Source organism: Vibrio sp. Vb1980, from assembly GCF_033338615.1.
GTDB lineage: Bacteria > Pseudomonadota > Gammaproteobacteria > Enterobacterales > Vibrionaceae > Vibrio > Vibrio alginolyticus.
Window position 1 is genome coordinate 1 of the sequence record NZ_JAWOSZ010000001.1, and the last position, 11,639, is coordinate 11,639.

At 46.6% G+C, this 11,639-nt stretch carries 11 protein-coding genes, 1 pseudogene and 1 riboswitch; of the genes and pseudogenes, 9 read left to right on the top strand and 3 right to left on the bottom strand.

Annotated elements, in window-relative coordinates:
* Positions 1-526: 526 nt before the first annotated feature.
* Positions 527-1,051 (bottom strand): DUF3087 domain-containing protein, encoded by a 525-nt coding sequence (locus R7F64_RS00005; protein WP_033907183.1) that lies wholly within the window; start codon positions 1,049-1,051, stop codon positions 527-529.
* Positions 1,052-1,211: 160 nt separating this feature from the next.
* Between R7F64_RS00005 and trmY the strand changes: the two genes are divergently transcribed.
* Positions 1,212-1,811: a tRNA (pseudouridine(54)-N(1))-methyltransferase TrmY gene (trmY, locus tag R7F64_RS00010; protein WP_017634347.1), complete on the top strand. Its 600-nt coding sequence runs from the start codon at positions 1,212-1,214 to the stop codon at positions 1,809-1,811.
* Positions 1,812-1,888: 77 nt separating this feature from the next.
* Here the strand turns inward: trmY and R7F64_RS00015 are convergent, their stop codons facing one another.
* Positions 1,889-3,232 carry a TldD/PmbA family protein gene (locus tag R7F64_RS00015; protein WP_318071344.1) on the bottom strand — a complete coding sequence of 448 codons (1,344 nt, stop codon included), beginning with the start codon at positions 3,230-3,232 and terminating at the stop codon, positions 1,889-1,891.
* A complete protein-coding gene (locus tag R7F64_RS00020; protein ID WP_054702131.1) occupies positions 3,232-4,617 on the bottom strand; it encodes a TldD/PmbA family protein in 1,386 nt (461 codons plus the stop codon). Before R7F64_RS00020 ends, R7F64_RS00015 begins: the two co-directional genes overlap by 1 nt.
* A gap of 311 nt (positions 4,618-4,928) precedes the next feature.
* A riboswitch (TPP riboswitch) is annotated at positions 4,929-5,036 on the top strand.
* Between the two features lie 97 nt (positions 5,037-5,133).
* Between R7F64_RS00020 and thiD the strand changes: the two genes are divergently transcribed.
* The 8 genes and pseudogenes from thiD (at position 5,134) to R7F64_RS00060 (ending at position 11,634) form a co-directional block, all read left to right on the top strand.
* Entirely contained in the window at positions 5,134-5,991 is an 858-nt protein-coding gene (thiD, locus tag R7F64_RS00025; protein ID WP_047102518.1) for a bifunctional hydroxymethylpyrimidine kinase/phosphomethylpyrimidine kinase, read from the top strand.
* Positions 5,981-6,736, top strand: coding sequence for an ABC transporter ATP-binding protein (locus tag R7F64_RS00030; protein ID WP_017634350.1), 756 nt, complete (start codon positions 5,981-5,983; stop codon positions 6,734-6,736). The genes thiD and R7F64_RS00030 overlap by 11 nt, the downstream gene beginning before the upstream one ends.
* Before the next feature lie 58 nt (positions 6,737-6,794).
* Positions 6,795-7,529: pseudogene (locus tag R7F64_RS00035) on the top strand (ABC transporter permease); the annotation flags it as partial.
* A gap of 47 nt (positions 7,530-7,576) precedes the next feature.
* Entirely contained in the window at positions 7,577-8,527 is a 951-nt protein-coding gene (locus R7F64_RS00040) for an ABC transporter substrate-binding protein (RefSeq protein WP_005374293.1), read from the top strand.
* A gap of 54 nt (positions 8,528-8,581) precedes the next feature.
* Positions 8,582-9,250 (top strand): thiaminase II, encoded by a 669-nt coding sequence (gene tenA / locus R7F64_RS00045; RefSeq protein ID WP_053304011.1) that lies wholly within the window; start codon positions 8,582-8,584, stop codon positions 9,248-9,250.
* Between the two features lie 12 nt (positions 9,251-9,262).
* Positions 9,263-10,054 (top strand): hydroxyethylthiazole kinase, encoded by a 792-nt coding sequence (gene thiM / locus R7F64_RS00050; protein ID WP_318071346.1) that lies wholly within the window; start codon positions 9,263-9,265, stop codon positions 10,052-10,054.
* 57 nt (positions 10,055-10,111) lie between these two features.
* On the top strand, positions 10,112-10,726 hold the full coding sequence (gene thiE / locus R7F64_RS00055) for a thiamine phosphate synthase (protein WP_137282890.1): 615 nt from the start codon (positions 10,112-10,114) through the stop codon (positions 10,724-10,726).
* 182 nt (positions 10,727-10,908) lie between these two features.
* Positions 10,909-11,634: a phosphatase PAP2 family protein gene (locus tag R7F64_RS00060; RefSeq protein WP_206949219.1), complete on the top strand. Its 726-nt coding sequence runs from the start codon at positions 10,909-10,911 to the stop codon at positions 11,632-11,634.
* Positions 11,635-11,639: the final 5 nt, after the last annotated feature.

Below are 11,639 nucleotides of genomic sequence, written 5' to 3' on the forward strand. Positions count from 1 at the left end.
GCCGCCAGCGTTCAATCTGAGCCATGATCAAACTCTTCAATTTAAGATTTTGTTCGGCTCAATGAATACTGAACATTACATAAGTAATGTTTGAATTGACTGTGCTGAATCTTTCGATTCAATGGTCACTTCGTTTCATTGAAACCTAATTTGATACCGCTTTCCGTTAAGAAAGAAATATCTAATTGGATTATCATCAACGAGTGCCCACACAGATTGATAGGTCTATATTGTTAAAGAGCTTGCTTCGTAAGCTTTGCTATCGAAGCGGAGGCGTATTCTAAGGAATTAATTTTCAGTGTCAAACACTTTTTTAAATTAATTTTTAGAAGTTTTCTTTCGCCTTCTTGCCAACCGCTTTTGCGTTTCCGCTTTGCCCTGACAACGGAGGCGCATTATAGGGAGATGATTTTTCTTGGCAACCCCTTTTCAGAAAAAAAATCAAAAAAAAGCGTCGAATGATTAAATATCACTCAAACGCTTATTTTTAGCACTCAGTTGTTAACTTCAAGTAGCAAATAGGCAATCAATATGTGTCTAGCCAAGACTCTTCAAAGCCTGTGATATCGAGACTCATTGATTGCGCCGCTTCGATTTGCTCGATAGCCTCCAATTCTTTATTTACACTGCTCATCGTCAGTGTGTTGTTGTCTAGCTCAAACACCTGACTTTGAGTCGTATAGTAGAACTTAAGGATCGTCAGCGCTTTTACATCGCCATTGTTCGCGGCTGCTTTAATGCTTTTTAGTTTACGAAAGATCTTGTTGTGCAGCTGCTTGAGTTTCCAAACGTACAGCACTTCTTCCATGTATGGTCGAGTTTTAATTTGATTCAATAAAGAGAGGGAAGTTGCAACTGCGAGAACGACACCAATCAAATTCCAATGGAAATTGCCCGTTGATTGTTCTGGTACGACTTCAGTGTTGCCAAACAAAACAATCAACAAGGTACTAAAGGCAAGAGAGGAGATGGCGAGCAACGCAACAAAACCGCCAATCACAAGGTTTACTTTCTTTTTATAAATGTCTTTATTTATCTGTTTGATTTCCATATACCACTCCTAACAGGGTTGCCTCCTATTCTAGCCAGCACACCCAGCTCCACAATCGAAGCTTTGTAAGTAAGTTCACATTTGCTATTAAACTCGCATCCCTTCCCTGCTTGGGTATATACTTCCGCGCATTCACTCTTCCTATATAGAGGCTAAATTCATGCGCTCTTTTGTTTTACGAGCTCGCGCGGCGCCAACCACCAGCAAAGCACTGTTAGAAGGTGTTGGTAATGAAGCGCATACAGAGATTCTTGCTCATACCATGATGAACACGATGTTCGTTGCTCAATCACACCGTGAAGATGTGGTTGTTCACTTGGTTTTAGAAAGCACAAAAGATTTCTCACGCACCATTACTATTCGCTCCAACGACATCACCAACATTGGCGGCTTCCATGAGTCAACCTTGATTGCAGCAGTGGCTCGCGCTTTGGATGCTTCGGTTGGTATGGGTAAAGAGCAACTTCGTGAAGTCGAACCTGGTATTACCGTTCGTACAGTGAGCTTTGAACGCCTAGTACAAGAACTGGCAGAAGATCACCAACTATATATGCTGGATAAGAAAGGCGAATTTGTTCGTGATGCAGAAATTGGTGAAAATCCATGTTTCTTGCTAACTGACCATATACCGATGCCGAAAAAGTCTTTTAACAGCTTAAAGCGCCTTGGCACAGAGAAGATCAGCTTAGGTCCTAAGATGCTTTTCGCTTCTCAGTGTGTAGTATTGATCCACAATGAGTTGGACATACGCGAATTCTAGTTATTCGCGCACACGTTGCTAGATAATGAAAGAGGACTCTATTGAGTCCTCTTTTTGTTTCTATAGTAATGCTAAGTTTACTTACCACCAATGCTCAAACGAGCAAAACGAACGTCTGGCGAGAAGAAAGTTCGGCTATCGTTAATTAGCTGAGTATCACCTACTGCCTCAACTTCTTGCAGCATATTGTAGAAGTTACCCGCTACCGTGATCCCACGAACTGGTTGAATGCGCTTACCATCACGGCACAAGAAACCACTCGCGCCAAATGAGAAATCACCACTCACTGCATCCGCACCAGAATGGACACCTTGAAGTTCGACTAACTCTAGGTACTCACCCGCTTTTACTTCTGACGCACTGCTGTTACCCGTCGCAATCACTTTGTGATTCGCTGATACGTCTAGGCTCGATTTTGCACCGCGAGCGGCACTTGCTGTCGAGACTGCGCCCAAGTAACTTGCGGTCTGGCTGTTGTGTAGCAAGGTTTTCAACTCACCATTAGCAATCATGACATTATCTTGAGTAGCGAAGCCTTCACTATCAAAACTCGCGATTGCCATACCATTTGGCATGTAAGCCGTATCAGTAAAGGTAATTAAATCACTCGCAACACGTTGACCAAGCTTGTCACCCAGTGGCGTAATGCCTTTCATCGCGCTTACGCCAGAGAAAGCACTGCCGAAAGCACCGAATAAACTTGCTAGCGCATTGATGTGGAAGATAGCAGGGTAGTTACCCGTCGCAACCGGTGCGCCTTCAAGAAGATCGCGAGCAAGGTTGTAGCCACCCTCGATACAGTAAGCTGGATTCAACTCATCAAAACGGCGACCCAGTGACATTCTACCCACCATTGACTGTTTGCCGTCTTTTTCAAACAAGGTATACGCGTAACAAGTGAACGAGCGCTCGAAGTGTTGACACAATGTGCCTTGAGTATTGGCAATGATCAGTTGTGTTTCGCCATCGCTGTAACCATTGTAAGGTGCGCTAGAGGCGTGAGGCAGAGCCACTACGCCTTGCTCAAGAGCGAGAGACAGTTCGATTTTTTCGTCAACAGAAGTTGTATCTTCTTGCGCAATCTCAGCAACATCAGTCGCGATTTGACTGTTCACGCAACTAATCGTCTGATGTTCATCTTGCTTGGAAAAGCGAGCGCTTTGCAGTGCGTTGGTCAGCATCAAATCCAAGCTTGGTTGCTCTAACGACTCAGAATAGCTTGTTGCAACACGCGCATCTTTCACAACACGAACACCCAGAACTTGGCTTGAGCTTACTTTGTACTCATCCAGCTTTCCTTGGTTCGCTTTCAAAGAAAAGCTACTGTTACGGTTTACAATGACGTCCGCTTCTGCACCTTGGCATTTTGCTTCTGATAGGACGTAATCAACCGCATTAAGAAGTTGTTGTTCTTGGCTCATTAGTTACCGCCTCCTACCAGAATGTTATCTACTTTCAGCGTTGGCTGACCGACAGTTGTTGGTACTGAACCACTCACGGAACCACACATGCCCGGCGCAAGCGCCATGTCTTTGCCGACCATGCTGATTTCTTTCAACACTTTTGGACCCGTGCTGATCAGCGTTGCTGTTTTCAGAGGCTTGGTGATTTTGCCATTTTCAATGAGGTAGGCTTCACGAACAGCAAAGTTAAACTCCCCCGTACCCGGTTGAACAGAGCCACCGCCCATCTTCTTCGCATAGATACCACGTTCGATGCCTGCCAGCATGTCATTAAGTGAATGCTCGCCCTCTTCGATAAAGGTGTTACGCATGCGCGAGGTTGGTGCGAACTTGTAGTTTTGACGACGACCAGAACCCGTAGGCTCATAACCTGTCTTCATGCCACCCATTTTATCGACCATGAAGCTGGTTAGCTTACCGTCTTTGATCAGTTGAGTGCGCTGAGTCTTCATACCTTCATCATCAATGTGAATCGAGCCCCATTCGTTGGTCATGGTGCCATCATCGACTGCATTCACTGCGGTGTGAGCAACCATTTCGCCCATCTTGTCGTGGAAGACTGATGCTTTCTTCGCAACTGAAGTGGTTTCTAGCAAGTGACCACATGCTTCATGGAAGATAACGCCGCCAAAGCCGTTACCAATCACCACCGGCATTTCACCCGATGGACAAGCATCCGCGCCAAGTTTTACTAACGCTTGCTGCGCGATAGTTTGACCTAGCTCTTTGGCATCAAGCTGTTCACTGAATTCCCAACCAGCAAGAGCGCCAGGACCTTCCATACCAGAAGACTGCTCATTACCTTTTTGCGCGACAGTGTTACCAGCAACACGAATGTAGTGGCGAGTATCGTCAACGTGTAGGCCTTCTGAGTTGAAGATAGACACTTGCTGTTCGCGCTGAAGCACGCTGCCAATAAACTGGCTGATATGTTCACTCTCTGCACGTGCTGCTTGGTCAACTTTCAATAGAAACGCGATTTTTGAATCTAGGTTAGCATCCTTACCTAGCGGCATGCGGCAACCATGTTGTATTGGGTAGCGGTTCAGATTGAGAGAACCTGCTGACGCGATTTGCTCACGCTTATCTTTTGCAGCAAGCAGTGAGGTTACGCGTTTAAGTTCAGTTTCATCTGTGCTGTTGGTGTAACCGTAAAGCACTTTATGACCGAAGAAGAGACGAATACCGATACCAAAATCGATACCCGAGTTAACCTTGTCCACCTCACCAGATGCGATCTGGACAGTGTTGGTTTGGTGATGTTCAACGAATAGTTCAGCGAAATCAGCCCCCAAAAAGAGCGCATGATCGATCACTGACTTCGCTGTTACAGAATTAAGCATGAAGTCTCCTTGCTCGATGATCGTCTTAGCCTTCCTAATTAACTGTGAAAAAGTTCAACAAAGTTAAATTGGCAACACGTTAAATTTTAACAGTTTTTTAACCTTGTTTTGTGCTAATCCTTGCTTAACGAGACCACGATTATTTATTAAATATTCCAGGTTCTGCTCATTCACCAGAGCGTTGCACTAGTAAATTCCACCCAGCAAACCATTTAGGTGCTTACTTTATCACTCACCTCGCATAATTGAATACTCATTATAATTACGCTCAAAAAACGTATCCCTTCCGCAATGGTCCTGCTATCATCCGAACGAAATAGTCGGGGGGCCACACGACAAGTGTTGGCTGAGATCGAAATTCGAGACCCGTTGAACCTGATTCAGTTAGCACTGACGTAGGGAACTATGCACACTTTGCCTTTCGTCGCCCCTCTTAGGTAAGCGATAGCGATCGAAAAATCGATCTATCTGCAATGGTCAAAGTCAGTTCCTATACGTCTTGTAGTAGGAGCGACCATGACGCAGCAATCACAACCTCATTCACATCAAACGCCAGCCTTGCCTACCCCTATCGTATTGACCATCGCGGGCTCAGACAGTGGTGGCGGTGCAGGTATTCAAGCTGACATCAAAGCGATGTCCGCAACTGGTAGCTTTGCCTGCTCAGTGATTACCGCCATCACCTCACAAAACACTCAAGGCGTCTCTGCGATTTTCCCAATTCCTCTCGACCATGTAGAGAGTCAACTCGATGCGGTATTCACCGACCTCAACATCGTTGCAGTAAAAGTGGGCATGCTGGCCGATTCCAACATCATCAAAGTCGTTGCTGACAAAATTAAACAATACCAGCCAAAACACCTCGTGATTGACCCTGTAATGGTGGCCACCAGCGGCGATCTATTACTGGAACAGTCGGCAATCAGCACTTTAAAAGAAGAATTGATTCCGCTCGCAGACATCATTACCCCTAACCTACCCGAAGGCGCAGCATTGACGGGTAAGCCAATGCCTCAATCAGAATCTGAAATGAACGATATGATTACCGACCTTCGTGCGCTTGGCGCCAAAGCTATTCTGCTCAAAGGCGGTCACCTTGAAGAAAATGAAAACAGCAACGATCTGCTTATCATGCAAGACAGTGCCGAGTTAATTAGCGCCAAGCGATTTCCAACCAAAAACACCCATGGCACAGGCTGTACACTTTCTTCCGCCATTGCGTCTTATCTTGGCCAAGGCAACAACCTACACAAAGCGGTGCACCTGGGTAAGCAGTACATCAGCCAAGCTATCGCGCACGCTGATGAATTGGATGTAGGTAAAGGCCATGGCCCTGTGAACCACTTTTTTGCGGGTCATACTTATGTTCGCTAACGCGATTGGCATTCAGCTTTCCGATGCTAGTCTGCGATACAAAGACAGCCAAACACCAACGCTAGCAGGGTTGAGTATGACTATTCCTGCTAATCAATGGACAGTGTTACTTGGTCGCAGTGGCTGCGGAAAAACGACGATCCTTCGTTATCTAGCGGGTTTGTTAGACGACAAAGTCGAATGGCATGGCGAGTTAACGACCACGGATGGCATCACCTTACACAAGCGTATTGCCTACATGGCGCAGCAAGACTTGTTGCTGCCGTGGTTGAATGTGTTAGACAACGTCTGCCTCAGTTCTCGATTTTCTCAAGAGCAAGCACCAGAACAAAATAAACAACGTGCACTGACTTTACTCAGCCAAGTGGGACTCGCCGATTACCCGGATGCTAAGCCAGCTCAGCTCTCTGGCGGCATGAGACAACGTGTTGCCCTTGCTCGCACTCTGATGCAAGACAAGCCTCTGGTTCTGATGGATGAGCCTTTCTCTGCGTTGGACGCGGTTACTCGCCATAAGTTGCAAACCTTGTCTGCCGAGTTACTGAAAGATAAAACCGTTGTTCTTATTACCCACGACCCACAAGAAGCGGTGCGATTAGCTCACCAACTCTATGTACTGCAAGGCACGCCTGCGCAAGCTCAGCACTTGGTTGTTCCGGATTCCAAGCCACCACGAGTTCTCGATGGAGAGTGCGCCGCGCTTCAACAAGCGATTTTGGATCAATTGGAGAAAGACTATGAGTGATATGACTCAGTACAACTCCGTTTCGGCACGTATTGGTAAAAAAGAACCCGTGACCCATCCAGCTCTGCGCTTGGTAATCAGCACTGCGGTGATCTTGGGATTGTGGCAGTTGGTTGTGGTGGTATTCGACATGCCAGGCTTCATCTTACCTTCACCAATTGAAGTGCTGGATAGATTGGTCACTCGTTACGATGTCTTGCTCAAACATACTTGGGTTACCGCGCAAGAGATCTTACTTGGCTTGGCGCTTGGATTATCGATGGGTTTGCTGTTCGCATTGCAAATGCTGATGTTCGAGCCGCTGAAGCGTTGGTTATTGCCTATTCTGATTGCTAGCCAAGCGATCCCTGTGTTCGCCATCGCGCCAGTGCTCATGCTTTGGCTGGGTTACGGTATTGCATCGAAAGTCGTCATGGCAGCGATCATCATCTTTTTCCCCATCACGACATGTTGCTATGACGGCTTACGCAATACACCAACAGGTTACCTCGATCTTGCCAAGACCATGGGCGCGTCTAAATGGCAGCTACTTCGTCATATTCAATTGCCAGCCGCCCTACCAACTTTAGCCTCAGGTATTCGTGTTGCCGTCGTTATTGCGCCAATTGGAGCAGTGGTCGGTGAGTGGGTAGGTTCAAGTGAAGGCTTGGGTTATCTGATGCTCCAAGCCAACGCTCGCATGATCATTGATGAGATGTTTGCGGCGCTGTTTATCCTAGCCGTGCTGTCTATCTCACTCTACTTCATCACCGATAAATTATTGAAAAAAGCCATCCCTTGGGAAAGCAAATAATTACAGAAAATAACCAAAGAAAATTGGGAAAGAAAAGGAAGAACCCCGTGAATAAAAACAAACTTATGAGCGCTGCTGCTCTACTCGCTTCAGTGGTATCAACCAATGTGCTTGCAGCAGAAAAAGAGATGACACTGATGTTGGATTGGTTCGTCAACCCAAATCATGGTCCTATCGTGATTGCCAAAGAGCGTGGTTACTTCAAAGAACAAGGTTTGAAGGTCAACATTCAAGAGCCGGCAGATCCAAGCACGCCACCTAAGTTGGTCGCGGCGGGTAAAGTCGACATGGCGATTTCTTACCAACCAAGCCTAACTATCGATGTCGCGGCGGGTTTGCCACTAATCCGCTCTGCGACTTTGATTGCTACGCCACTCAACACGTTGATGGTGCTGGATAACGGTAAGAATGAAAACCTTGGCGACTTGAAAGGCAAGAAGATCGGTATTGCGATCGCAGGCAACGAAGAAGCGACAATCGGCACCATGCTAGCGCAAGAAAACGTGAAGTTTTCTGACGTACAAATCATCAACGTAGGTTGGGCGCTGTCTTCGTCTCTTGCGTCTGGCAAGGTGGATGCGATTTGGGGCGGTCTACGTAACTTCGAAACCAACCAACTGGCACTAGAAGGTTATAAAGCTAAGGCCTTCTTCCCTGAAGAACACGGCGTGCCAGCGTATGACGAGTTAGTCTTCGTAGCCAATGCAAAAAACTACGACAAAGAAGCCATCAAGGCATTCAACAAAGCACTAGAGCAAGCGACCACTTACATCGTTAACCATCCAAAAGAGTCGTGGAAAGAGTTCGTGGCTTATTCACCAGACACGCTCAACAACGAGCTTAACCAACGCGCTTGGAACGACACGCTAACTCGTTTCGCTCTTCGTCCATCCGCAGTAGATCTGAAACGCTACGATGATTATGCGCAGTTCATGTATTCACAAAACATCATCGAAACACTGCCAAAAGCGAAAGATTACGTACCGAGCTTTGACTAATTCTACTGACCTTAGGACCTAAGCCTAGGGTCTTTTGATAACGAGATACTCATAATGAAATACCAAGATTTGATCGACGCTTGCCGCCAAGATTGGCAAGAATACACTGAGCATGCTTTCGTGCAGCAATTGGCGCAAGGCACTCTGGCTCAGCCTTGTTTTCTGCATTACCTAAAGCAGGATTTTCTTTTCCTAAAGCAGTACGCACGAGCTTACGCATTAGCGATCTACAAAGCACGTACTTTGGATGACATGCGCCGTGCCCTACCAAGCGTACACGCATTGCTCGATTCTGAAATCGCCCACCACGTGACTTACTGTGAGCAATGGGGACTGACAGAATCCGACTTAGAAAACGAGCCAGAAGATTTCGGCACTGTGGCTTACACCCGTTACGTATTAGATGCTGGCATGACGGGCGATCTTGTTGATCTATACGCGGCACTAGCACCATGCTCTATCGGTTATGCCGTAATCGGTAAGATGCTGATTGAAGACGAAAGCACTGTGCTCGAAGGTAACCCATACGCAAGTTGGATCAACCTCTACGGTGGTGAGGAATTCCAATCTGGTGTCGCAAAAGGTGCAGAACACTTTAATCAGTTATTGGCGGAAATCGATATCAATAGTCAGCGTGGTCAAAACCTGATTCAGGTATTCAAAACTGCAACGCGTATGGAAGTGGCATTCTGGCAACAAGGTCTAAACGCTCAGCAAGATTAATCGGAGAGTCTCATGTTAATTGAACAAATCACCCAAGCATTAACCGCAGTACGCCAGCAAAAGCCGTTAGTCGTCAACATCACTAACTACGTGGTGATGAATAACACAGCAAACGCACTATTAGCGATCGGCGCTTCTCCAATCATGGCGCACTCCAAACAAGAGATGGCAGAGATGATGTCGTTCGCTGGCGCACTGGTTATCAACATCGGTACCCTAGACAGCGTTTGGACACCACGTATGAGCGATGCCGTAGAGCAAGCCAATGCCAACGGTAAAATCGTTGTACTCGACCCCGTCGGTTGTGGAGCAAGTTCACTGCGTACCGAGACATCACGTGAAATCGCACGCCTTGCAAATAAACTCATCATCCGAGGTAACGCTTCAGAAATCATTGCTCTCGCTGGCGAGCAAGCACAAAGTAAAGGCGTCGATGCACTAGACAGCAGCGACGCAGCACTTGGCGCAGCGAACTTCTTAGTCTCAGAGTATGGCGCGAGTGTAGTGATTTCTGGCGAGACTGATTACATCGTCACGAAAGAGCAAACTGTGCAGCTAAACAATGGTCACGAGATGATGCCATACGTAACCGGAATGGGCTGTACACTAACGGCACTGACGGGTGCTTTTGCTGCAGTTGGTGATAACACCGGGCTTGCTGCTGCGGCGGTACTAGGCGTTGTTGGCGAGATTGCAGCGGAACAAGCTCGCGGCCCAGGTAGCCTGCAAATGAACCTGTTGGATGAGCTTTACCAGTTGGACGAAGAAACGCTGGCAAAACGCCTAAAACTCCAAGTGAGCTAAGCTTTTCTCTAACAAATACCGGCCTCTCATCTAGATGAGAGGCCCAAAGGAAACAAAATGAACGCCTATCGTTTATATTTGGTCACCGATGACCAACAAGATTTAGCCACACTAAAGCGTGTTGTGAGAAAAGCCGTGGAAGGTGGCGTGACCATGGTACAAGTCCGCGAAAAACACGGCGATGTGCGTGCGTTTATCGAACGTGCTCAAGCCGTGAAAGACATCCTTAAAGATACCGATGTGCCTTTAATCATCAATGACCGTGTTGATGTCGCACTGGCAGTTGATGCAGATGGGGTTCACCTCGGGCAATCAGACATGCCAGCAAATATCGCTCGTGAGTTGATTGGACCAAACAAAATCCTCGGCTTATCCATCGAAAATGAAGAGCAGCTTGCAGAGGCGGGTTATCTGCCCATTGATTACATCGGTTTGAGTGCGATATTCGCTACACCTACCAAAACCAACACCAAAAAACACTGGGGTATTGAAGGTTTGAAGATGGCGCTGAACACCACGCCCTTACCAATCGTCGCGATTGGTGGCATCAACGAAACCAACATTCCTGCCCTGAGTGCGACAGGTGTGCATGGTTTGGCTTTGGTTTCTGCCATTTGTCATGCAGAAAACCCAACCAAAGCAGCAGAGTACTTACTTTCTCTGATGGATTAAGACCCCAACGCTTAAGGATGAGCGCCTTTACCCTCCGGATAAATGTCATCAATTCATCACTCAACCTTCATTCTCTCGTCAAATTGACAGAGCGTTGATAAGTTTTTCACGCCAGATAACGTAAGATAAGCCCCTTATTTTCACGTGGTTGAATAACCCTCAATAAAAACAAAACGCTCTCAATGAAAACCAAAAAATATGGATTGATGATGCTCGCCTTGTTTGTTCTTGGCATCATCCCAATGTCGCTGTTTGGCTCTTATCACAATCTCACTTCACAGGTGCCTGAAAGTCTGGGTATTACTTTTACTTTGCTCACAGATTCTGCTGGCAGCAAAGGCTTTTTAATTACGTTAACACTGCTACTGCTTTCTTTATTTCGCTTTAAACCAAGTCGCATTGAGTGGATACAAAGACTCTCAATGTTAGGGTTGTTACTTGTGATTGGTTTTGCCAGCAAAACGGGGCTAAAACTGATGACAGAAAGCCCGCGTCCCTACGCCGAACTGCTTGCTGCAGAGCAATTGATTGAGCACCCAGAAGCGTTTTATCAGTTGGATACAAAGCAGCAAGCCAACGTAATTAACCAGATTTCTGAACACGTCAGTGATTGGCGAACGCGCCATTGGCAAGGCGAGAAAGACTATTCTTTCCCATCCGGCCATACGATTTTCGTTTCGATTTGTTTGGCTTTCTTTGGCGGGTTGTTCTTACAGAACAAGTGCTATATCTCTGCACTGTCATTATGGATGTGGGGAATGAGCGTCGCATATAGCCGCTTATGGCTGGGGATGCATCGCCCTGAAGATTTAATAGGCTCAGTCTTGTTTGTCGCGATTGTATTTACTTTACTCCCGACATTTCAGATTAAGAAACAGATGCCATTTGTTTCTCTCGCTTCGCGCTAATGTGA

Excerpts from the sequence above, each read along its gene's own strand:
- R7F64_RS00005 (WP_033907183.1), bottom strand. The coding sequence starts at position 1,051 with ATGGAAATCAAACAGATAAATAAAGACATTTATAAAAAGAAAGTAAAC.
- trmY (WP_017634347.1), top strand. The coding sequence starts at position 1,212 with ATGCGCTCTTTTGTTTTACGAGCTCGCGCGGCGCCAACCACCAGCAAA.
- R7F64_RS00015 (WP_318071344.1), bottom strand. The coding sequence starts at position 3,232 with ATGAGCCAAGAACAACAACTTCTTAATGCGGTTGATTACGTCCTATCA.
- R7F64_RS00020 (WP_054702131.1), bottom strand. The coding sequence starts at position 4,617 with ATGCTTAATTCTGTAACAGCGAAGTCAGTGATCGATCATGCGCTCTTT.
- thiD (WP_047102518.1), top strand. The coding sequence starts at position 5,134 with ATGACGCAGCAATCACAACCTCATTCACATCAAACGCCAGCCTTGCCT.
- R7F64_RS00030 (WP_017634350.1), top strand. The coding sequence starts at position 5,981 with ATGTTCGCTAACGCGATTGGCATTCAGCTTTCCGATGCTAGTCTGCGA.
- tenA (WP_053304011.1), top strand. The coding sequence starts at position 8,582 with ATGAAATACCAAGATTTGATCGACGCTTGCCGCCAAGATTGGCAAGAA.
- thiM (WP_318071346.1), top strand. The coding sequence starts at position 9,263 with ATGTTAATTGAACAAATCACCCAAGCATTAACCGCAGTACGCCAGCAA.
- thiE (WP_137282890.1), top strand. The coding sequence starts at position 10,112 with ATGAACGCCTATCGTTTATATTTGGTCACCGATGACCAACAAGATTTA.
- R7F64_RS00060 (WP_206949219.1), top strand. The coding sequence starts at position 10,909 with ATGAAAACCAAAAAATATGGATTGATGATGCTCGCCTTGTTTGTTCTT.